Source organism: uncultured Neptuniibacter sp., assembly GCF_947498015.1.
GTDB lineage: Bacteria > Pseudomonadota > Gammaproteobacteria > Pseudomonadales > Balneatricaceae > Neptuniibacter.
Genome location: NZ_CANMIR010000008.1, coordinates 42,420 through 65,301, shown reverse-complemented (window position 1 = coordinate 65,301; position 22,882 = coordinate 42,420). Strand labels below are relative to the sequence as shown.

Here is a 22,882-nt window from a genome sequence, read left to right as displayed (position 1 = left end):
TGATAGCCCGCCTTATTGATTAATTACTGACGAATCCCTTCGATATTGAGATCCAGATATACAGTTTCTGCAGCTGGGCCAAGATTATAAGTCATGCCAAAATCTTTTGGAGTAAGCTCTACAGTACCTGAGAAGCCGGCACGGTATCCGCCCCATGGATCTTTACCTTCGCCAACCTTCTGTACATCTATAGCGATCTCTTTGGTCTGACCGTAAAGAGTCAGCATCCCTTTCATAACACCTCCCTCTTCATTGGGAGTGAATGATGTGCTTTTAAAGGTTGCCTTAGGGAATTTCGATACATCCAGGAACTCATCCCCTTTAATATGTTTGTCACGCTCAGCATGGTTGGAATCAAAAGAGGTGACATCAACTTCAACATTTACACTGGAGGCCGCAGGATTTTCAGCGTCATAGCTGAACGCTCCAGTAAATGTATTAAAGCGACCAGTTAACCAGCTTGTGCCCAGATGGCTAATTCGGAATTGAATAGATGCATGCGCGCCTTTTGAATCGATTACATAGTCAGCTGCATAGGTTGGCGCTACGGATAACGCTGAAGCCAGGGCCAGTCCTTTAATAAATTTAGCTTTCATTGGGGGTCCTCATGTAGCGCAAGCATGCGCGTTAGTGTTGTATCTTTGTCTATAAAATGATGCTTTAGTGCTGCTAAAGCATGCAGTGATGATATTGATATTAGTGCAGTTGCTGCAAAAAAATGAATCTCTCCAGCAATATCTTCCTGATTATCGAAGGCGAATGGCAGAGCAGGTATGTTAAACCAGCTAAATACCTCAATGCTGCGACCATCAGCGGTGGAGATCAGATAGCCCGAAACGAGCGTGAGTATGAGAAGCGCATAAAGCATTAGATGTGCAAGCTTGGCAAGTTGCTTCATACGCTCAGGCTGTGGCAGCGGTGCAGGTGGTTTATTCAACACACGCCATAACACTCTGAATACAAGGGCGAATATGATTAGCGCGCCGATGCTTTTATGCCAATAGGGTATGGTTCGGTATGCCGGATCATAATAGTCCAGTGTTTCGATATAGAGCCCTAAGGGATATAAACCGATAATAGCGAATGCGATCAGCCAGTGAAGTAATATATGACCCCAGCCATAAGATGATTGATCATTAATTAATTTACGATGGAAAACCATTGATTGCAGATACCCTACCTGATGATTGTTGGCCGCATCGCACTGTATATTCATTGCGAGCCGTTTCTATTGATCAATTTAAACGTTAGTATTGAATGCGTCTAATGCATATTTATTATTGTTGCTATGCGTGAAATGAATTTAAGATCTGTGGATCTAAATCTATTAGTGGTATTGAAGGCGTTACTTGAAGATCGGCACGTTTCAAAAGCTGCTGAACGACTCGGTATGAGCCAGCCTGCAGTGAGTCGTGCTCTACAGAGGCTTCGTCTTTCACTTGAAGATCCGATACTGGTCCGGACAGGCACGGGTTATGACCTGAGCTCTCGGGCAGCTCAACTTCAACCGCAGTTGGAGCAGGTGTTAGTGGATGTTGAGGCGATCATGCAGCCGGTTGTTTTTGATCCTTTTCAGGCTGAAGGGGTGCTGAAACTGACTGGACTAGATCTTGAGCTGATCCTGCTTATGCCTGAGTTTGTCAGGATGTTGAGGCATAAAGCTCCTAATCTCAGCGTGGAGGTTGTGCCACAAAGAAGCGAGCACTTTGAACTACTAGAGAGGGGGGAGGTACATTTCACGATAACGGGTTTGTATCCCCAGTCAGGCCATGATCAATTCAGGCGGATAGAGATTGCAAAATCGGGTCACCTCTGTGTGCTGGATCAAAAAAATCCGCTGGCTGAGGGGCAGATGAGCCTTCATGATTATGCGAATGCATCACATGGTCTCGTTTCGATTACAGGTAAAGGCCCTGGGATGATGGATGATGCTCTTTCTGAGCTGGGGTTAAGTCGTAAAGTGATGCTTCGACTTGCCAGTTTTATGTCTGTAACCGAATTTTGTCAGCATTCCGACCTTGTCTTTACATTACCTGCTGTGATGGCGCAGCATCTGGTTAAGAATACCAGTCTGGTTGTTCGTCCTCTGCCGGCTGAATTTGATCTGTCTGAGGTGATACTTTACCTATATTGGCATGAACGTTTTCATCATGATCCAATGTGCCGCTGGGTTCGCTCTGAATTGACGCAGATCTTTACACCAAGCTTATAGGTGAGAGCCCTGCATTATCTGCATGGTTTCGTTGCTCCAGCGAAGGGACTCGTAATAGGCTTCGGCATAGATCTCCTGGAGAGAGGGGGGGAGGTTGAAACTGGATTGTCCGATCATATAGAAATTGATTGCTTGAAGTAGTTTGCCCGCTTTGCCCTCGTACCGGGTGATCGCACTGATAATATCTTCTGAGATTGATAGTTGGGATAGCAGGGTTTGCTGGTCTATCTCAAGCAACGCATCTAATAAAGAGAGCACGCCAGTCATAAAAGCTAGTTCAGAATCTACTTCCTTCGTTTTATAGGCTACAAACTCACACATGCGAGCAGTCATTAGGATCTGTCTGACAAGCTCACTCGGACGTTCATCATTACTCGATAAGGCCAGCAACGTAGCCCACTTATTAACTTCGTTAATTCCCAGCGCAATAATAGCTTGAGATAAGCTCTCAATTTTATTGCTTAGATTGTACTGGGCGGAATTAACGATGCGGAGAAGTTTATAGGTGAGCTGTGGATCTCTTGAACTGATATCGGCAAGTTCTGCTGGGGTGACATCTTTGTCCTGAAGGGCTGCCAGAAGATGGATAATGACTGCTTGGTTGGAGCTGAGTTTTCTGCCTTCAATAATCGCCGGCTTTGACAGGAAGTTGCCTTGGAATAGTTTGAAGCCAAGGGATTGGCAGCGTTCAAATTCAACATAAGATTCAACCTGCTCTGCCAGGCAGGTAACGTTAAATTTCTTAAGCTGAGCAAGATGCTGCAAGACCTCCTGATCAGAGTAGTGACGAATATCAACGCGAACAATGGCTGCTAGTTCCAGTAGTGCATCATATTCCGGATGATACTCAAAATCATTCAATACTAGTCTGTATCCCGCTTCTACATATTTCTTGAGAGCATGAATAAACGCCTGAGATGTTGAGGCTAGGCTTAAATTGATAACCAGATTGTGGCGTGACAAGCTTGGTAGGCTTCCAGTTCTCAAAAAACCGTCCGTAATATTGAGGAATGCCGGTAATGACCTCAATGTTCCCGAATCATAGATATTGGTGAAGTGATCGATCAGTACATTGCAGGTTTCCTGATCACCGGAGAGGAGCTTTTCAATCTGATCCCTCTTTTCAGATCGATAGAGGAGCTCATAAGCAACCACATTGAGATCTTGATCAAAAATAGGTTGGCGTGAGAGACCTAAAGGGTTTGCTCGAAGATCCATTCTAATGACCCATTGTTTTCGTATTAGTAAGTTGAGCGGTAGTGGTTAGTCGTGAACTCATCAGGTGTATTGCAACACCTAATCATACTCCGGTGGAAGCAATGACTAGTGGTTTAGGCGATTAAACTTTAGTATAGATGCAGCCGGGCAGATATCAGGGAAAAAGAATGCAGAACCACCCTCTTAGAGCACAGATTACCAGTGAAGTACACGCCAGACCGTTTCAGCGATTACAACCTGGAATGCGTTTGCTGCACATAGCATCGGTCTATCAGCATGATGACAGTGGTAGATTAGATGAAACATTGTGTTCTCTTTTGCAGAGTTTACAGCTGGTGGATACTGATGTCGGTACGCCCTTTTTCTATGTTTCAAATGAAAAGGTGGCGGTGCGATACGAAGCCCATAATGAATTTTATACCATCACCCTATATCAGTTTTCACAAGCGATCATGGAGGAGTTTCACAGCTTGTGGAGAACGCTGCCCGGTGAGTTTCTATCTGGTGTTGAGATCGTGTTCAATCCTCGTGATGCAGAAAAACCGGATCTGAAAACAATTTTTGGCAGCAGGCAAGTTTCGGGTGCCGAAGTGATGGGTGGGGCTGCAAAAGTGTGGACCGATTTCCATCCATCGGCTGAAGATGGCTTTGTCAAAATAGTTGTCAACGATGTCAACTTAAAAGCTTTTCAGGCGGGACGCTTGATGCAACGCTTATGTGAGATAGAAACATATAGGCATACTGCGCTACTGGCACTCCCTGTTGCTCAGGAACAGATGCCTAAGCTGACGGATATGGATCAGCAACTGGCGGAAATCACCCATGAAATAGCGGCTAACAATAATGCTAATGAGCTACTTAGTAAGCTAATGCAGCTGGCAGCACAGGTTGAGGAGATCTCAGCTGAGACTGCAAATCGTTTTTCTGCGACACAAGCCTATTTTGCAGTTGTTGATAGTCGGATTAATGAGTTACGAGAATCTCGTATTCAGGGGTTACAAACCGTTGCGCAGTTTATGGAGCGGCGCTTGGATCCAGCTAAACGAACCTGCCTGGCGGCGAATGACCGGATTGAGCGTCTATCCCGGCGTATTGCTAGGGCGACCGAGCTGATCAGATCTCAGGTGGATCTGTCGATTGAAAAACAGAATCAGCAGTTGTTGGAGGGATTAAATGATCGAGCCAGGCGACAGCTAAGGCTACAAGCCAAATTAGAAAGTTTCACGATTATTGTCGTGACTTACTATGCGTTCGATCTACTGGAACGAACGATTAGAAATACGGTTAGCGTCGATGCAATAAGAGATACTGCTCTGATGTTCTTGAGTTTCTCTGTCCCGTTGATGGCAGGTGTATTGTGGTGGTATGTACGACGACTACTGAAACACTACAGTGAGGATTGATCGTTCGGCTTAGCTGACGTTTTTCTGAACGCTTTCCAGAAAAATCAGGGACTTAACAAGTTTGCATTTGCATCTGAATTTATCGCTGGTATACTGCGCGCCTGTCTGAAGAGTTCAACCCTCAGGCAAGCCTATATGGCATCGTTATGGTGGCCCTGTTGGTCCTTCCGCAATGATAAATCGTTAACCTGGTCAGGCCCGGAAGGGAGCAGCCACAGCGATGGATTCATGTGCCGGAATGTGGCTGGTGGGGTCACCCCCAGTTATCTCTCTTCTCTCTTCTCTCTTCAAACTGCCTTATGGCGATCACCTCTCGCTATGCTATCTGCAGTATTCATTTTGTTGATTCTTCTTTAATATCGAACTTACTCTTATTGATTATTCATTTTCGCAGAAGTTATGGAAATTCTTGGTTTACGTACTTTCAAAGCGGTTGTCGATGAAGGGGGTATTAAAGGCGCCTCTGCAAAGTTGAATACCGTTCAGTCCAATATCACCAGTCGTATACAGAAGCTGGAGGATGAGTTGGGAAGTAAGTTGTTTACATTGGTTGGCCGTAAGTTGGTAACAACACCATCTGGGCAGTTACTTTATGATTATGCCAATCAGATATTGCAGCTTGAGTATCAGGCAACCTCAGCGATCTCAGAGATTACCGGCAGTTACGATCTTAGAGTTGGGGTTCCTGAAACATTTGCGGCCGTGCATATGCCTCTGGTGCTGAAATCACTGAAACAGTCGCATCCTGAGATCCACCCTAAAATATATACCGATACCAGTGCAAAATTAGTGATGGCGGTGCTTAATAACAGGGTGGATTGTGCCATGGTAGGAGATCCACAAGCCCATAAGGAGCTTGTGATTGTGCCTGTGGTTGATGAAGAGTTAGTGATCGTGACACCGCTGGATGGGGAGTATGATTCGGTTCTGTTTGTGAGAGAAGATGGTTGTGGCTATCGAAAATGTGCTCTTTCCTGGCAACAAGCTTCAGGACGCAGCGAAGATGGTCTGATGGTCATGAGCAGTTCGGATGGTGTTTTGGGATGTGTAGCTGCGGGTTTGGGATATACGGTGATTGGTCGGAATATGGTGACTGGTAGCCGGTATGAAAAGGCGCTTAGGAGTGAACCGGTCAACGTTGGGGTTGGTCATGTACGAATCTCGATGGTCTATCGCCGGGGTAATCCACTAGAATCAGGAATCAATAATCTGGTTCAATTGTTCCCCTATAAGCGTCCGCTCCAGACTGACAGACCATCGGAACCGGATCAAGAATGACTATAAACGCAGACTCAAGTCATTTGTTCATTTTGTCAGGTAGGAAGAGGTACGTTTGATATGGCTAAGGCTGTGTGGTTGGCTATCTTCTTTGCAGTATTCATGTGGTCTGGGATTAACCCAAATGATCAGTTTACCTGGTTCCTTGAGGTGCTGCCGGCGCTGATAGGAGTGATCTTGGTGATAGCTACCTATCGTAGCTTCCCGCTAACCCCGTTGCTCAGTTTCTTTATTCTGATCCACTGCATCATCTTGATGGTAGGTGGCCATTATACTTATGCGGAAGTGCCTCTGTTCGACCTGATCAAAGAGGCTTTCGATCTGGAACGGAATAACTATGACAAGGTCGGACATTTCGCACAGGGGTTTATTCCTGCACTTCTGGCAAGGGAGATTCTGATTCGTAAAGAGGTTGTAAGAAGGGGGGGCTGGCTCAACCTTTTCGTAGTTTCGGTATGCCTGGCGTTCAGTGCATTCTATGAACTGATCGAGTGGTGGGTTGCCATTGCGACGGGAGAGGGGGCGGAAGCTTTTCTCGGAACACAGGGTTATATATGGGATACACAATCTGATATGGGGTTTGCGCTTTTGGGAACGATTAGCTGCTTGCTTATTTTACCGAGGTTCCACGATCGACAGTTAGCGCAACTTCATATGTCCAGATGATCTGCGAGATAATCGATAAGTATTCTGACTTTAGGTGATACAAATTGGTTGTTGGGATAAAGCGCCCATATCCCTTCATCCTCGGGCTGAAACTGTTTTAGAACAGGCAAGAGCTCCTGAGTTTCCAGATAGGGTAAAACATAATAATCTGGAAGTTGGACTAATCCGATCCCCTTCAGAGCGGCGTCAGTCAAGGCTTGTCCACTGTTATAACGGATGTTGCCTTTGATCTTGATATTTCGCTCCTGCCCCTCTTTTTGAAATCGCCAAAACTCCAGAGTGCCTTGTAGGCAGTTATGCCTCTCCAGCTCTTCCAAAAGATAGGGTTCCCCGCAACGCTGAAGGTAATCCGGGGATGCGCAAACATAGAGTGTACGTGACGCAAGACGTTTCGCCATCATTGTCGAGTCATCCAGCTTGCCCAGTCGAATAGCGAGATCATAGCCTGAATCGATTAGATCCAGTTTTTTATTAGTAAAATGAATCTCTACTTCAAGTTCGGGGTAACGAGAGACAAAGTCATTTATCAGTGGTGCAATTCTTCCTTCACCAAACGTCGTTGGGGCTGTTATTTTTAGTTTCCCGCGAGGCGTAGCCTGATACTGAGTCAGAGAACGTTCGGCTTCTTCAAGCCCATCCTGCAATCGTCGACAGTGTTGATAGAAGAGGTTACCTGCTTCGGTTATCGATACTTTACGTGTTGTTCGGTAGAACAATTTCGTTGCGAGTCGAGTTTCAAGCGCACTGATCTGCCGACTGACTTGTGCTGTTGAGATGCTCAGTTGCTGTGATGCTGCTGTAAAGCTTCCACTTTCAGCAACAGCGATAAATTCGGTGATTCCATCCCAATTGAACATTATTACCAATCAGTAAAAGTATTTAACAAAAATAGATATTATCACCTCAGAGTAATTAACTACAATAAGTTAAGAACCTAATCTACACAGTCTATCGAGGTTAAGATGAGTGACAAGATGATTAAATCCAGAGCCGCTATTGCCTGGGGGCCGAACCAGCCATTATCGATTGAAGAGGTTGATGTCATGCCTCCTCAAAAAGGAGAGGTGTTGGTGAGAATTGTCGCGACGGGGGTCTGTCATACTGATGCATTCACACTTTCTGGTGAGGACCCTGAAGGTATCTTTCCTGCAATTTTGGGCCATGAGGGTGGAGGCATCGTTGAGGCCGTAGGTGAAGGGGTTACCAGTGTTGCTGTTGGTGATCATGTGATTCCGCTTTACACGCCAGAATGTGGCGAATGTAAATTTTGTAAATCCGGTAAAACAAATCTTTGTCAGAAGATCCGTGAGACTCAGGGAAAAGGATTGATGCCTGATGGCACTACCCGTTTCTATAAAGATGGTCAGCCCATCTATCACTATATGGGGTGTTCGACATTCTCTGAATATACGGTTCTACCAGAAATCTCGCTGGCAAAAGTGAATAAAGCAGCCCCTCTAGAGGAAGTATGTCTACTGGGTTGTGGTGTAACGACGGGCATGGGTGCTGTCATGAACACCGCCAAGGTCGAAGAGGGGGCCACCGTTGCTATCTTCGGTTTGGGGGGCATTGGGCTATCGGCTGTTATTGGTGCGACTATGGCTAAAGCTAGCCGTATCATTGCAATTGATATCAACGACAGTAAGTTTGAACTCGCCAAACAGCTAGGTGCGACCGATTGTATTAACCCGAAGGAATATGACAAGCCGATTCAGGACGTCGTTGTCGAGTTAACTGAGGGTGGGGTGGATTACTCGTTTGAATGTATCGGCAATGTTGATGTGATGCGTTCAGCGTTGGAGTGCTGTCATAAGGGATGGGGAGAATCCGTAATCATTGGTGTAGCGGGTGCCGGACAAGAGATATCAACGCGTCCATTCCAGTTGGTGACTGGCCGGGTCTGGAGAGGCACTGCATTTGGTGGTGTTAAAGGGCGTTCTGAACTCCCTGCGATTGTTGAAAGGTATATGGCGGGTGAGTTTAAGCTGAATGACTTTATCACTCATACGATGGGGCTGGATGCTATCAACGAAGCCTTTGATCTCATGCATGAAGGTAAAAGTATTCGTAGTGTGATCCATTTCGATAAATAGTGCCTACCTTTGCTTCCTCAACCCGTGCTTACAGGCCCATAGGGTCTGTAAGGAGAGTTAATGTCTATTAAAAATCTTAGCCAGAATCGATGTTTTGGTGGTTGGTTAAAGCGGTACAGCCACCCATCAGAAACCCTTAATTGTGATATGCGCTTCAGTATTTATCTCCCCCCGCAGGTGAGTAGTGGCGCTAATGTACCTGTGCTCTACTGGTTATCGGGTTTGACCTGCAATGATGAAAACTTTATGCAAAAAGCGGGCGCTCAACGTATCGCTGCAGAGTTGGGAATCGCGCTTGTAGCACCTGATACTAGTCCGCGGGGGGAGGGTGTAGCCGATGATCCTGATGGCGAGTATGACCTGGGTTTAGGCGCTGGCTTCTATCTGAACGCAACAGAGGAGCCATGGAGTGAACACTATCAGATGTATGATTACATCACGCAGGAATTGCCTGATCTAATTGAAAAAACCTTCCCTGTTTCCCGGAAGCGTTCCATCTCCGGGCATTCAATGGGTGGCCATGGTGCATTGACTATCGCCTTGCGAAATAGTCTGCGCTATCAGTCAGTCTCAGCGTTTAGCCCTATATGCAATCCGATGAGATCTCCCTGGGGTAAGAAAGCCTTAGGCGCTTATCTGGGTAACGATCAGGGGGCCTGGTCACAGTACGATGCTTCTGTACTGATCGGGGAGCAGTCTAAGCAGTTACCTGTGTTGATTGATCAGGGTAGCAGTGATGAGTTTCTTGAGGTTCAGCTAAAACCAGAAGCGTTGGAGCAGGAAGCGAAAGAGCATGATTATCCACTCACGTTGCGGATGCAGGAAGGCTATGACCATAGCTACTACTTCATCGCGAGTTTCATCGAGGAGCATCTGCGCTTTCACGCCAAATACCTTAGCTAATAGATACCTGTAGAGAACAGATTAATCGCGCAGGTTTATTCAGGGAGGGGATTACTCATCTCTGAATCGATCTGCGATCTCTATAAACTGCTGTTCAATTCGTATAAAAGAATCGGTTATGAGTGGGTCAAAATGGCTGCCGCGACCTTCAAGGATAATTCCTTTGGCTTTCTGGTGGTCAAAAGCAGGTTTATAAACACGTTTGGTGATCAGAGCATCATAGACATCTGCTAAGGCCATTAAGCGTCCCGAGAGTGGAATATCGTTACCTTTCAGTCCTTCTGGATAACCGGATCCATCCCATTTCTCATGGTGACAGGAGCTGATCTCCTTCGCATATTGAAGAAATGAAACACCCGTTAATCCAGTCTCATTTTCTGCATTTGAGATAGCATCGGCTCCAAGAGTCGTATGAGTCATCATGATCTTAAATTCGTCTGTAGACAGTTTCCCAGGTTTGAGCAGAATCTTGTCAGGAATGCCGACTTTACCAATATCGTGCAGTGGTGCTGATTTGTAGATCAGTTCGATATTCCGGTCGGTCAGTTCATCAGTAAAGTGATTATGATCTCTCAGGTCTTCAGCCAGCGCCTTGACGTAGTGAGAGGTCCTTCGGATATGATTCCCAGTCTCATTGTCACGGGTCTCAGCCAGAGAAGCCAGGGCCTGGATCGTGGTCTCTTGAGTTTTTGCCAGTTCTTGAGTCCTGATGCGAACTCGTTCTTCTAGCATCTCATTCAGTGAATAGAGCTCATCCTGACTGCTTTTTAATAAGATGTGATTACGCACACGCGCTATCACTAATGTCGGCGAAATTGGTTTGGTAATGTAATCTATTGCCCCCGCTTTAAGGCCTTTCTCCTCATCAATCTCCTCATTCATGGCTGTAATAAAGATCACCGGTATATGTGAGGTGTCAGGGTTGTTTTTTAATAAACTGCAGACCTGAAAACCATCGATATCAGGCATCATGACATCGAGTAAGATCAGGTCAGGTGTGTGCTCACTCTGGGCGCGTTGTAATGCTTCTTCACCATTTTTTGCTGCCAGCACTCTATAATCTGATTTGAGAAGGTTAGATAGCACCATAATGTTAATCGGTTCATCGTCGACGACTAAAATGGTTTTTAATACATTTGACATTAAGAATGGCCTGTTTGAATACCGCGTTTGATGCAGAAAGGTAACTGATAATTGATAGAAAAATTGGAGAATTGGCAGAGTTTAAAATTAGCAATAGAAGGGTTATTTGTCCATATAACACAATGAATTAAAGTGGGTTATTTTAATTCTTGGCATTCACTTAATTCCCTACCTATCCTGAGTTATATTGTTGTCAGATCATGAATTTACATGTGTTTCTGAGATAAACTTGTTTAAAACAGATAGGCGCGTGATATGAAGTTGCTACAGAAGGTTATAAATAAACAGACGCCTTTGAGGCTTAACCAGATGTCAGGAGACCCGGAGCTCGTTCTGGTGTTTGCAGATCCCTCCTATCTAAGGTCAGATGAGCTACTTACAGAGCTAGCTCAAGTATACCCTTCCTCCAAGTTGGCAGGATGTTCAACGGCGGGAGAGATTACAGCGAGCGGAGTGATGGATGGTGGTGTGGTTCTGACGGAGGTCTATTTTGATACTGATGTCATCATTGATGTTATTACAGCCAGAGTAGGTGGGATTAAAGCCTCCTTCGATGCTGGGGTCGCACTGGCTTCTAAAATTAAGGTTCAGGGATTAAAGGCGGTCCTGCTTCTGTCTCCGGGGGTTAATATTAATGGCAGTGCAATAATTGAAGGCCTGACCTCGGTTATTGGCGACGGTGTGCCAATTAGCGGTGGTCTTGCCGCAGATGGTACTGCATTTGAAACTACAGCGACCCTGACTGGGAATGGTGTAAATTCTGACCAGCTATGTGCTGTCTGTTTTTATGGTGATGCTCTTAAGATTGAGTGTGGTTCGTTCGGAGGCTGGGAGCATTTCGGCCCCTTGAGAAAAGTAACCCGCTGTGAAGGCAATATCCTATATGAATTGGATGATAAGCCAGCTCTAGAACTCTACAAACAATATTTAGGTGAATATGCCAGTGAACTTCCCTCGTCAGGTTTGCTATTCCCTTTCGAAATGGTTTCGGCTTCTAAGCAGGAGCAGGGACTTATTCGAACCATTCTGGGTGTAGATGAAGATAACAGCAGTTTGATTTTAGCCGGTGATATAGATCCTGATGGTTATTTACGGTTGATGCATACAACCATCGATGGGCTTATTGATGGCGCTGAAAATGCAGTTAAAGGTATCTCACGCGATGATCATGATCGTCTCGCGATTCTTGTTAGTTGTGTCGGACGTAAGCTGGTGATGGGTGATTCTGTAACCGAAGAGGTCGAGGCTGTAAATATGATATTAGGGGACAAAACTCTATCCACCGGTTTTTACTCTTACGGTGAAATATGTCCGGATAGCGGTTTCACTCAATGTAGTTTACACAACCAAACTATGACAGTGACGGTCATTTCAGAGTAGTAATTATGTCCATGCATAGACTTTTGCTTCGGCAGCTGAAACTCACCGGATTTGAACCCATTGTCACTGATCCTTTAGATGTTGATTTCAAATCACTTGTAGATTCGTTGATGCAGCAGCCTGAGTTTGAATCCTGCTTTGCTCAGCTTCTTCATAAAGTGAATGAAAGCTATATTCTATCTGATCGGAATTCAAATCTGCTCCATTCAAGTATGCGAATCAGCCATGAAGAACTGGAGCTGGCTAATGATAACCTACGTGCAGATGCTGAACTACAGACTCAACTGATAGGTACTTTACAAAGCAATATCCGAGCGCTGATGAGTTCTTCAGGGCGTACCTATGACCACGAAGAGCTAAATGTAGAACAACTACCCCAGTTGTTTCGTGAACTTTTAAAAGAGAATGAAACGGCAAAACGGCAGTTACAGTTCCAGAAAGACGCCCTTGATGCTCACGCTATTGTCAGTATCACTGATAAAAACGGATCCATTACCTATGCCAATGATAAATTTTGCAAAATCTCAGGCTACTCTGAAGCTGAATTGATCGGTAATACCCATAGCATGGTGAAATCCGGTGAGCATTCGGAGTCGTTTTATAAGGAGCTTTGGTCGACGATCTCATCTGGAAATGTCTGGCATGGAGAGTTAAAAAACAGTAAACGAGATGGAGGCTACTACTGGGTCGCAGCCACGATCAAGCCTATTTTAGGGGTGGATGGAAAACCTGAACAATACATCTCCATACGAACCGATATTACATACAGAAAGGAGATGGAAAACTCTATTCACCTGGAAAAGCAGTTCCTTGATGGTTTGGCAAACACGATCGGTGAGGGGGTGTTTGCGCTGGATGTTGATGGACGCTGTACTTTTCTGAATGATGAGGCAGAAAGAATTCTGGGCTGGCAGCGAGAAGAATTTATTGGCCAGATAGCCCACAATCTTATCCATTATAAATCCAGCGCAGGAGATCAACTCCCTTTTGATCAGTGCCCCATTATGCTCAGGAATTTACAAGGGCAAAGTTTTCACTCCGATGATGAGTGCTTTATCCATAAAGATGGGCACAATATTCCCGTTGAGGTGACCTCTGTACCTTTGCTTCAGGGGGAAAAACATCTGGGATCTGTGTCTGTTTTCAAAGATATCTCTCTTCGGAAGGAGGAGGAACTCAATAGACTCCTGGCGTTAAAGAAAGCAGAAGCCGCGACTCAGGCTAAAAGTGAATTTCTGGCGAATATGAGCCATGAGATCAGAACACCGATGAATGCGATTATTGGCCTCAGTCATCTGGCTCTCACTGGACAGTTGGATAAGCAGCAATACAACAACATCAATAAAATTCATGACTCGGCTAAAAATTTGCTGACTATCATCAACGACATTCTCGACTTTTCCAAGATTGAAGCAGGGCAGCTGAATATTGAAAATACTGAGTTTGAACTCGATAAATTGTTACTTGATCTGTACGATCTTAATTACATAAAAGCTGATGAAAAGGAGATTGAGTTCAGTGTTAAGCGTGACTTCTCACTGGCTAATAATCTGATCGGCGACCCTATCCGAATTTCCCAGATTCTGACCAATCTCACCAGCAATGCCATAAAATTCACTGAGCAAGGAAGCGTACAGGTTGATCTGTTTCCGGTCAGGTGTGATGGAAGTTCACTTCTGCTCCGAGTTCAGGTGATAGATACCGGGGTGGGTATTGAGAAAGAGAAGCAATCCATACTGTTTGATTCATTCACTCAGGCGGATGCTAGTACTACCCGTAAGTACGGTGGGACAGGGCTTGGTTTGTCAATAACACACAAGCTAACCGAACTGATCGGTGGGACGATATCACTCAAGAGTGAATTTGGTAAGGGGACCACGGTGACCGTGGATCTGCCGGTTGAAGTAAATACTCATGCAGAGGCTAGAGATGTATCCTTCTTCGAAGGTTTAAATATACTCCTTGTTGGGGGCAGACCTTCACTTCAAAAACAACTCGAAAGCCTTCAGATGAGTTATCAGCGGAGCCCATTTGGAGAGGTTGCGCTCGCTTCCAAATGTAATCGCAAACCGGATTGTATCGTTGTCGTGGACAGGGCCGATAATGAGAGTGATCTTTTCAACTTTCTGAAATCAGAAATTGATAATCAACCCGCTTTTAACCAGCTTCCCGTAGTCGTTGCGACGACGATTCATCGAGCAAAATTTATTCAGCGACATCAATATAGCTTCCGGTTGTTCATCATCTCTGAACTCTATACCCCGTCATGCCTGTTTAATACGATTCAGGATGCTCTGCAGGGGAGTGATGATAACAATAAGCCCCTACACAATAGTTTTGGGGTTGATATTCAGCACTCCCTTAGTGGGGTACGGGTGCTACTGGCTGAAGATAATCAGATCAACACTGAAGTTGCATTAGGTATGCTCAATAAAATGGGTGTTGAAACGGTTGCTGTTGATAATGGTAAACAAGCACTTGAGGCTTTAGAAAACCAGGCATTTGATATCGTGCTAATGGATCTGCAGATGCCGGAGATGGACGGATATACTGCTGCAAAAATTATTCGCTCACAACGCTGTTACGATGATCTACCCGTTATCGCCTTAACCGCACATGCGATGGAGGAGGATAAGCAGAAGAGCCTTGAGCTCGGAATGGATGATCATCTAACTAAACCGATAGATCCGCTAACATTGTTTAAGACATTGCGTCGCTGGGTGGACAGAAATCAGCTTATCAATTTAGATCAGACACCGTCTTTACCTCAAAGGCTTATCGATGTGGGCCTACCTCCTGTACTACCCGGCCTGGATTATTCGTCTGGACTGAAGAGGACTTCATATGATCCGGTGTTCTATGCAGGTCTCTGGAATAAGTTCCAGGCTGACTTCAGCAATATAGCGGATCAGTTGAGTGAGTTGGTTCGGCGAGGCGAGCTTGATAAGGTGCATAATTTTGCTCACGCATTAAAAGGTGTCTGTACTAATTTGGGGGCAACGTCGTTCACTGAACTGGCAGAAGCTATAGGAGCTTTGAATACACTCGCTGATGATAAACCAGCTCAACTTGTTGAACGTGCAAAGCAAGAGCAGGCCATTCTTAACTGTAGCCTAGATAAACTGAGAACTGCGATCGATGTTATTAAGCCGGATAGCAGCGAGCCAAAAGCGGGAAATGTCATTGGGAAGTTACTTGAGGAGCTGTTACCACTAGTCGAGGTGGGTGACACTAAAGCGTTGTCGATGGCAGATGATCTTCATCAGTATGCGTTTGAGGACCCGCTCCTCCAGGACCAGTTCGTCGCAACTTTAAAAGCGATTACAAATTTTGATTTTGAGAAAGCGAAGGGTTTAATCATCGCCCTACAAGAGGGATTGAAATTATAGGCTTGTGGAGAATTTCTGATAAGAGATTGCAACGCATGAATATGATCTAAACTTAAAAGGCTTTTGAGGGCCTTTTCCTAATCTAGCTGTACTTGTAAAGGAGTTTCGGATGATCTCCGCACCTTTATGTGATGATGAGCAAGAGCGCCTGCAAGAGTTATGTGATTATGGAATCCTGGATACTCAGGAGGAAAAGGAGTTTGATGATCTAACCCAGCTCACCTCTGACCTTTGCGGGACTCCGATTGCTTTAATCAGCCTTGTCGACAGTGAACGGCAATGGTTCAAGTCCAAGGTTGGTCTGTCAGCGGAACAAACTTCGCGAAATATCGCATTTTGTGCTCATGCGATCCTACAGCGGGAACTGTTTGAAGTCGAAGATACTTTGGACGACCCGCGTTTTTCAGATAATCCCCTTGTAAGTGGCGAGCCCCATATTCGTTTCTATGCGGGAGCCCCGTTGATTACCCCCTCAGGTCGAGCACTGGGCACTCTGTGTGTTATTGGTTATGAACCGAAGAGATTGAGTCGAAAGCAGAAAAATGCGCTTCAGACTTTATCCAATGAAGTTGTTTCCCGTTTAGAGTTACGCAAAAAGCTCTCTGAGCTAGAAAACGCTAAAGAGTTGATGTCCATCTTTGTCTCCAATGTGAGTCATGAGATTCGTACCCCGATGAATGGCATCATGGGCATCATAAAATTGTTACAACAAACCGAGTTGGATCCTAATCAGCAGCAATATGTAGAAACCTTAAAACGTAGTAGCGACGGTTTGCTGAGGATCGTAAATGATGTGCTTGATCTATCGAAGATAGAAGCGGATCGCTTACAGATTGAGCATGAACTTTTTAACCTGAATCAGCTTTTAGATGATCTTTTTCTATGCTTCAAACCTCTGGCTGATGAGAAATCACTCTCGTTTTACAAGCGAGTTCCTGAATACAAGCAACAGTTGGTGGGTGATGGGGGCAGGTTAACTCAGATATTGGGAAATCTGGTTAGTAACGCGATTAAATTTACATCTCAGGGTGAGATTGTTTTGAGATGTGAGCCGGAGGACGGTACGGGCGACGAGATCAGGTTGAGATTCAGTATCCAGGATACTGGTCCTGGTTTGAACCCTGAACAGCAGGAGAAATTATTTCAGCGGTATCAGCAGTTCGATTCCTCATTTACACCACTACGAGTTGGTTCGGGCTTAGGATTGAATATCTGCAAACAGCTGACTGAACTGATGGGGGGGCAAATTGGTGTTAATAGCCGAGTGGGTGAAGGGAGTGAATTCTGGGTTGAACTCCCTTATAAATTGAGTGAAGTAAAGATCCGGGATGTTGAACAAACCGCAGAGAATGAACCTGAGGCGTTTCTTGGGACGGTGCTGGTTGTTGAAGATAATCGAGTTAACCAGATTGTTGCCCGGGGAATTCTGGAAAAGCTAGGGTTGACGGTTCACCAAGCGGAAAATGGTGCTATCGCTTTGAGTAAAATGCGTGAAACCTTTTATGACCTGGTATTGATGGACTGTCATATGCCGGTGATGGATGGATTTGAAACCGTGCACAATATTCGTAACCCCAAATCCAGCGTCCAGAACCCGGAGGTTGGCATTATTGCCATGACCGGAGATACACAGAAGAGTGACGAAGAGAGATGCCTGAACAGTGGGATGAATGGATTTTTGACCAAGCCGCTGGATATGAAGAGATTAAAGCAGATCCTGGCAGAATGGTTGCCTGTAGCCGAAATTAGGACCGAAAGCGCTATTGCATCTGTAGAACAGCTTGAACCACCTATAAACAAGTTAAGCTTAGAGGGTGAAGCTGATCAGTTGGCATCATTTAGTCATCTGCCCGTTTTTAACCGAGAGCGGGTAAAAGCACTTAAACTTGAGCGTAAACAGCTGGAGAATGTTTATGCCGTATTCTGGCTGAATGCACCCAAAGAGATTAACAGTATCGGCAAGGCCCTCACTCAGAATGATTATGATACGGCTTTTGAGTCAGCGCACTCTATGAAAGGTTCAGCTAGCTTGTTAGGTGGAGACAGGCTCAGTGCACTTTCAGAGTTTATTGAACAGAAAGCAAAAGCGGGTGAGGGGTTGCCTGCCCGTAAAATGGTCAGCTATCTTGAAAACTGTCTAGATGATTTTCGTGGCGAGGTTAATGGCGTGAAATAAGATAGGCTCCAGCCGCTGCCATGATTGAGCCCGCACTGCGGTTGAGCCGTTTCATCGCTTTTTCTGATTTAAACCAGCGGCGGGCCTGACTTGCACAGGTTGCAATCAGCATTAATCCCAGCATCAGGCTGATCAGGGTTAGCAGTGCCAGCAGCACTATATCGCTAGATGACTGCGCTGTCAGGTCGATGAAAGTAGGTAAAAACGCGATATAAAACAGTATGACTTTGGGGTTTGAAGCTGAGATAAGAAACCCCTGTATGAAGCTCTGAATCCCATCCCCCTGTTGAGTGACTTTGCTGTCATTATCGGTGTTCAAATCCAGAGGGGCCTTCCACATTTTCCAGCCAAGATAGAAGAGGTAGCAGCCGCCAGCAATACGGATGAATGTGAAGAGTTCACTCCAGTTTGTTGCGATCACTGCCAGACCGAAACAGGCCGCAATAAGATAGAGAATGTCGCTGATGGTCATCCCTAATGCGAGTAAAAAACATGGTGGTCCGCCGCGGGTTATTGCTCTGGCAAGAATAGCAAACGTGCCCGGTCCGGGAGTTATACCGAAAATAAATACAGCGATGAAAAAAGAGATGGCGCTTTCGATTGACATCGGTTTACCTGTGGGGAGTGGCTGGAGAAACTTTAATCATGGATTTCAAAGTTGTTAGCTGCCTAGCAAGCTTAGCATATGAATCCAATTAAACGTTGCCTGATTATCTAAGCTGTACCCTATCGTGATTCAATAGCAGGAGTGGCGTTGTGGAAATCTATATGGTCAATCAAAAGGGGCTTTTAAAAAAATGGCGTACCTTGTACGCCAGAAATCTTGCAATGGAATAAAAACGGAAGAGTGTATCGACACTCAATACCTTAGGGAAAAGAAGCAACCTTAAGGTGAATTTCAATCATATGAGCTCTAACCGGTTTAGCCCATGCGGCCTTGGTCACCCTAGTTTAAGTGGGGTTAATCAGATCCACTGCAGCAGTTGCCACCAGAGATAATCAAGTGGATAAAGGATAAAGAGCGTCACTGCTGTTAACAGAAAGCAGAGTTTTGCAGCATGTTTGATCGGTACTTTGGCGATCTGCATTCCAACCATAAGTGGAGCAGACTGGAAAGGAAATAATATTGTTGAGAACCCGAGAACCTGTGTCATCAACACCGATTCGAGGGCGAATCCACTTTTATCGCTTAACTGTTCGGCAAAAGGGGTGAGCACAGCGGGTACTCCCGGCAGAGTGGTAATAACACCGGTGAAGAAGGCCGTAACGGACAGTGAGAGAAAACTGATCAGACTGTTTTCAGGGGAGAGTGGTAGCCAGTTGTTTAGCTGCTCACCGATCAATGCACCCAGGCCACTGTAATTGATCAACGTGCCTAAACCCAGGATGCCAACCACAAACAGAAGCGAGCCGATATTAAATTTATCGTTCAAACTTTTCTGGCTCACGAGTCCAACTCCCGGCATAAGAAGGAAGCAGGCAGCGGTTAAGCCGATCCAGGCTGCAGAGATATGATGGATTGAATCCGTTAACCAGAAACCCAGCGTAATCGTAATCAGAACCATCAATTTGTATTCTGAGGCTGACATCTTATCCAGAACGGTATTAGAAGGCTGTGGTCTGGGTGTATCCGGGTATAACCACAATATCAGCGCGATAATGAGTGCTCCTTTAATTAACCCCAGAATGGGGAAATGGAGCAGCAGGTACTCCGCATACATCGGTGTCCAATTATGTATGGTTTCAGCTGCACCGATCATCACCATATTTGGAACGTTAGCCGGGAGTACTGCAAAGGTTGGTACATGACAACCGAACGCTGCGGCAAGGGCTACACCAATCTGACCGTTACTGCCTTTGGTAAAACCACAGCGATCAGCAACTGCCATAGCAATGGGTATAAAGAGGACTGCACGCCCCATTGAGGAGGGCATCAGGAAGCCAAGCAGAGTTGCCATAATGACAATACCGCTAATTAGCTTGAAGTAACTCTTGTCGAGATGATGAGAAAAGCCGGAGGCGATACGGGTGGCTAACCCGGTTTCATTGATCGCAATACCGATGATCAGGCCAGAAAAGATCAGCCAGCATGCGGTCGATGTGAATCCTGAAAATACAATCTCAGCAGGTGCTACAGCAAATAACATGGCTGCAACCATAAAGATAAGCGCAGTGACATGTTCAGGTAGGGCACCGGTCGCAAATAGAATAATTGCACCCAAGATAAGTGCGGCTGATATCAGTTGTGTAGAGTCGAGTGCACTCTGCAGCGGGCTAAATAACAGAGCTGCAAGCATCACGAGGAGTAATATCAGAGCGGTGATCTGGGCTTTACTGAGTGCTATCTTGGTCATAGTAATTTCAGCTTCAGATGAATACAGCTCCATTGTCGCAAGAAACAGATAGTGGTTTAATCGATAAATTGACAATAAGTGTTGTAAACAGGCCAAAATGACTGGAATTGCAAAGCATGGATAAGCGTTTACCCTCTCAGATTGGTCAGCGGATTGATCCACTCCGCCCTATTATAGGGTTACGAGGTTCATTGGCAGCGGATGTCGATATGGACCCACACTCTCACCCCAGAGGGCAACTCGCCTACGCTGCAGAGGGGATCATTCGGGTCTATACCGATGAGGGAGCCTGGGTGGTTCCGCCAAGTCAGGCAGTTTGGATTCCCGGCAATACGCTTCATCGTACGACTGCTGAGGTTAATGCGGAACTACGTCACCTCTTTGTCGATCCTGATTTTTTAAGTGGACTGCCCAATCAGTGCAGTGTAGTTGATGTTTCCCCACTGTTACGTGAGTTGATCATGCGTGTAGCTGATTTTGGTATCCACTACTCGGCAGATAGCCCTGCCAGCCGCATCTGCGCTGTTATTTTGGATGAGCTGCAGGCTTTAAAAGCTTCGTTGCTCTATCTGCCGGGCGCACAGGATCGGCGCCTGCTACGGGTGATGAAAGCGATGATAGCGAAACCCAATGCAGAGCTTGGGCTTAATCATTGGGCTGCAACGGTTGGGGCGAGTGAGCGTACCATCAGCCGATTATTCACCAGAGAGACCGGAATGAGTTTTCAGCAGTGGCGTAAACAGTTGATCTTACAAGAAGCGGTAGATCGGTTGGGGAGTGGCAGAGCCGTGATCGATATCGCACTGGAACTGGGTTATCGCAGCCCCAGTGCGTTTGTTGCTATGTTCCGAAAGTCATTGGGAAAACCTCCGGGACAATATTTGAAAGAGCTGAGTTGAGTCGGCTAGCTTACATCCATCTTGAAAAGATCGGGATGTGATTCAAGCGTGTCGATCAACAGCTGCATCTCCTGATCGGTGCCGATAGTGATACGTAGATAATTGTCAATTCCAGGCTTGCTGAAATAGCGTACGAGAATCTTCTTGCTACGCAGGTAGCCCATAAGCTCAGCAGCTTCAAGGAAACGGTGGCGGGTAAAGAGAAAGTTCGTTTTCGACGGCAGGCTGACAAAACCTAACTCGGCCAGACGTTCCGCTGTCCACTCGCGCGTGTCAATGATCTTCTGGGTTGAGCTTTCGAAATAGGAGACATCTTCAATAGCTGCAACCGCTGATTCTATGGCAAGCATATCCAGTGGGTAGGAGTTAAAACTATTCTTAACCCGTTCAAGCCCGGCGATTAGCTTCTCATCCCCAATCGCAAATCCTACCCGCATCCCCGCTAAGGAGCGTGACTTTGAAAGTGTTTGAATGACCAATAGATTCGGGTATTTTTTGGTTAGTTCTACTGCAGAAGAGGCACCAAAATCTACATAGGCTTCATCGACCACAACGACCGATTCGGTATTACGCTGAAGTAGTGCCTCTATCTCCCCCAGCTCAATAGCACGACTAGTAGGCGCGTTGGGGTTGGCAAAGATAATACCGCCGTTTTCGGTGCTGTAATCATCCAGATTGAGGACAAACTCATCGCGCAGAGGGATCTGTTGATACTCAATGTTGAACAGGTTGCAGTACACCGGGTAAAAACTATAGGTAAATTCAGGCAAAAGTAGAGGCTTTTTCTGTTGGAAAAAGGCTGCAAAGGTATGAGCAAGTACCTCATCTGAACCGTTTCCGACAAAAACATTATTACGCTCAACTCCAAAATGAACAGCCAGTGCATCTTTGAGCTGAGTACAGTCAGGATCAGAATACAGGCGTAATCGTGCTGTTTTGAAATTGTTAATCACCGCTGATGCTTTAGGTGATGGCGGATAGGGGTTCTCGTTTGTATTCAGTTTTGTGATACCGCCCTCTTTGGGCTGCTCACCGGGTACATAGGGTGTCAGACGCTGAATAGCGTCACTCCAGAATTTGCTCATTATTTCAATCCACTGTGACCTGAACGGTGACCTTTCCACGCGTTCACTTAAGGGTTACCGGGCGGCAAGAATAGCAGAAATCTTTAATGCGGATAAGACAGAACAGTGCTGGGCTGAGGTATAATTCGACAGATACTCGGCGATTATCCATTTTATGCGGACATTCGCTAATACACTCAGAGCTTAACAGTTCTAAATGTTGTCGCAGGTTAGGCATGTGATAACTGTCATTTCAAGAATGCCTGAATACACTACTAAGGATCTGAAGATCTATGCCCACAGATAATACACCTTTGCAAGAAGTTACCGCGGTTGAAAAAATGAATGCAGAACAGCTTTATGCCTTCTTTATTCATGAGGCAGTGGCTCAACAAAAGATCTGGATCCTCACTGATCATTACGGCAGTGTCATGCTAAATACGGATGATGAGGATTGTGTGCCGGTTTGGCCAAATGTGGAACTTGCAGAGGCATGGGCTACCGGTGAATGGGCGGACTGTAACGCTCAGGAGATAAGCCTCGAAACCTGGTACAGCCGTTGGACGCCAGGGCTTGAAGAGGATGGATTTGCTGTTGTGATCTGTCCAGTTGAAAGTCAAGATGGACTGGTTGCATACCCTGAGGATCTGGACAAAGCGCTGCGAAAAAGAGAGCGCAAAGTTTCAGAGAAGTAGGTAACGGAA

Annotated in this window: 19 protein-coding genes and 1 other RNA gene; 12 read left to right on the top strand and 8 right to left on the bottom strand. The window is 45.7% G+C overall.

Features of this window, described 5'->3' with window-relative positions:
* Positions 1–23 precede the first annotated feature (23 nt).
* The gene (locus Q0882_RS11435; protein WP_299181688.1) at positions 24–596 is read right to left on the bottom strand and encodes a YceI family protein; all 573 of its coding nucleotides are present in this window, start codon (positions 594–596) and stop codon (positions 24–26) included.
* Positions 593–1,216 carry a cytochrome b gene (locus Q0882_RS11430; protein ID WP_299181686.1) on the bottom strand — a complete coding sequence of 208 codons (624 nt, stop codon included), beginning with the start codon at positions 1,214–1,216 and terminating at the stop codon, positions 593–595. Before Q0882_RS11430 ends, Q0882_RS11435 begins: the two co-directional genes overlap by 4 nt.
* Before the next feature lie 96 nt (positions 1,217–1,312).
* Between Q0882_RS11430 and Q0882_RS11425 the strand changes: the two genes are divergently transcribed.
* Positions 1,313–2,212 (top strand): LysR family transcriptional regulator, encoded by a 900-nt coding sequence (locus Q0882_RS11425; protein ID WP_299181683.1) that lies wholly within the window; start codon positions 1,313–1,315, stop codon positions 2,210–2,212.
* Here the strand turns inward: Q0882_RS11425 and Q0882_RS11420 are convergent.
* A complete protein-coding gene (locus tag Q0882_RS11420) occupies positions 2,207–3,430 on the bottom strand; it encodes an EAL and HDOD domain-containing protein (protein WP_299181680.1) in 1,224 nt (407 codons plus the stop codon). The genes Q0882_RS11425 and Q0882_RS11420 overlap by 6 nt on opposite strands.
* A gap of 167 nt (positions 3,431–3,597) precedes the next feature.
* On the opposite strand from Q0882_RS11420, the gene Q0882_RS11415 reads away from it, so the two are divergent.
* From Q0882_RS11415 to Q0882_RS11400, 4 genes are all read left to right on the top strand, one after another.
* Positions 3,598–4,833, top strand: coding sequence for a DUF3422 family protein (locus Q0882_RS11415; protein WP_299181677.1), 1,236 nt, complete (start codon positions 3,598–3,600; stop codon positions 4,831–4,833).
* Positions 4,834–4,989: 156 nt separating this feature from the next.
* An RNA gene (gene ffs / locus Q0882_RS11410) (signal recognition particle sRNA small type) lies at positions 4,990–5,086 on the top strand.
* Between the two features lie 146 nt (positions 5,087–5,232).
* Positions 5,233–6,111 carry a LysR family transcriptional regulator gene (locus Q0882_RS11405; protein ID WP_299181674.1) on the top strand — a complete coding sequence of 293 codons (879 nt, stop codon included), beginning with the start codon at positions 5,233–5,235 and terminating at the stop codon, positions 6,109–6,111.
* A gap of 60 nt (positions 6,112–6,171) precedes the next feature.
* Positions 6,172–6,777 carry a DUF2238 domain-containing protein gene (locus tag Q0882_RS11400; RefSeq protein WP_299181671.1) on the top strand — a complete coding sequence of 202 codons (606 nt, stop codon included), beginning with the start codon at positions 6,172–6,174 and terminating at the stop codon, positions 6,775–6,777.
* Here Q0882_RS11400 and Q0882_RS11395 read toward each other — a convergent pair.
* Positions 6,762–7,634 carry a LysR substrate-binding domain-containing protein gene (locus Q0882_RS11395; RefSeq protein ID WP_299181669.1) on the bottom strand — a complete coding sequence of 291 codons (873 nt, stop codon included), beginning with the start codon at positions 7,632–7,634 and terminating at the stop codon, positions 6,762–6,764. The genes Q0882_RS11400 and Q0882_RS11395 overlap by 16 nt on opposite strands.
* A 105-nt stretch (positions 7,635–7,739) precedes the next feature.
* Here Q0882_RS11395 and Q0882_RS11390 point away from each other — a divergent pair, with 105 nt between their 5' ends.
* Together Q0882_RS11390 and fghA are read left to right on the top strand one after the other, a co-directional pair.
* Positions 7,740–8,870 (top strand): S-(hydroxymethyl)glutathione dehydrogenase/class III alcohol dehydrogenase, encoded by a 1,131-nt coding sequence (locus tag Q0882_RS11390; RefSeq protein ID WP_366915931.1) that lies wholly within the window; start codon positions 7,740–7,742, stop codon positions 8,868–8,870.
* 60 nt (positions 8,871–8,930) lie between these two features.
* A complete protein-coding gene (gene fghA, locus Q0882_RS11385; protein ID WP_299181665.1) occupies positions 8,931–9,773 on the top strand; it encodes an S-formylglutathione hydrolase in 843 nt (280 codons plus the stop codon).
* A 51-nt stretch (positions 9,774–9,824) separates the two neighbouring features.
* Here the strand turns inward: fghA and Q0882_RS11380 are convergent, their stop codons facing one another.
* Entirely contained in the window at positions 9,825–10,916 is a 1,092-nt protein-coding gene (locus Q0882_RS11380) for a two-component system response regulator (protein WP_299181663.1), read from the bottom strand.
* A gap of 255 nt (positions 10,917–11,171) precedes the next feature.
* Between Q0882_RS11380 and Q0882_RS11375 the strand changes: the two genes are divergently transcribed.
* The 3 genes from Q0882_RS11375 (at position 11,172) to Q0882_RS11365 (ending at position 17,861) form a co-directional block, all read left to right on the top strand.
* Positions 11,172–12,296, top strand: a complete 1,125-nt coding sequence (locus Q0882_RS11375) for an FIST N-terminal domain-containing protein (protein WP_299181661.1) — start codon at positions 11,172–11,174, stop codon at positions 12,294–12,296.
* A 5-nt stretch (positions 12,297–12,301) separates the two neighbouring features.
* Complete coding sequence (locus Q0882_RS11370; RefSeq protein WP_299181658.1) at positions 12,302–15,685, top strand: PAS domain S-box protein; 3,384 nt, start codon at positions 12,302–12,304, stop codon at positions 15,683–15,685.
* 109 nt (positions 15,686–15,794) lie between these two features.
* Positions 15,795–17,861 carry a GAF domain-containing hybrid sensor histidine kinase/response regulator gene (locus Q0882_RS11365; RefSeq protein ID WP_299181656.1) on the top strand — a complete coding sequence of 689 codons (2,067 nt, stop codon included), beginning with the start codon at positions 15,795–15,797 and terminating at the stop codon, positions 17,859–17,861.
* Here the strand turns inward: Q0882_RS11365 and Q0882_RS11360 are convergent.
* Entirely contained in the window at positions 17,845–18,468 is a 624-nt protein-coding gene (locus Q0882_RS11360) for a LysE family translocator (protein ID WP_299181653.1), read from the bottom strand. The genes Q0882_RS11365 and Q0882_RS11360 overlap by 17 nt on opposite strands.
* A gap of 358 nt (positions 18,469–18,826) precedes the next feature.
* The gene (locus Q0882_RS11355) at positions 18,827–20,215 is read right to left on the bottom strand and encodes an SLC13 family permease (RefSeq protein ID WP_299181650.1); all 1,389 of its coding nucleotides are present in this window, start codon (positions 20,213–20,215) and stop codon (positions 18,827–18,829) included.
* A gap of 116 nt (positions 20,216–20,331) precedes the next feature.
* On the opposite strand from Q0882_RS11355, the gene Q0882_RS11350 reads away from it, so the two are divergent.
* On the top strand, positions 20,332–21,114 hold the full coding sequence (locus Q0882_RS11350) for a helix-turn-helix transcriptional regulator (protein ID WP_299181647.1): 783 nt from the start codon (positions 20,332–20,334) through the stop codon (positions 21,112–21,114).
* A gap of 5 nt (positions 21,115–21,119) precedes the next feature.
* Here the strand turns inward: Q0882_RS11350 and hisC are convergent, their stop codons facing one another.
* Entirely contained in the window at positions 21,120–22,199 is a 1,080-nt protein-coding gene (gene hisC, locus Q0882_RS11345) for a histidinol-phosphate transaminase (protein WP_299181644.1), read from the bottom strand.
* Positions 22,200–22,471: 272 nt separating this feature from the next.
* Between hisC and Q0882_RS11340 the strand changes: the two genes are divergently transcribed.
* Positions 22,472–22,873, top strand: a complete 402-nt coding sequence (locus tag Q0882_RS11340) for a DUF2750 domain-containing protein (RefSeq protein WP_299181641.1) — start codon at positions 22,472–22,474, stop codon at positions 22,871–22,873.
* Positions 22,874–22,882: the final 9 nt, after the last annotated feature.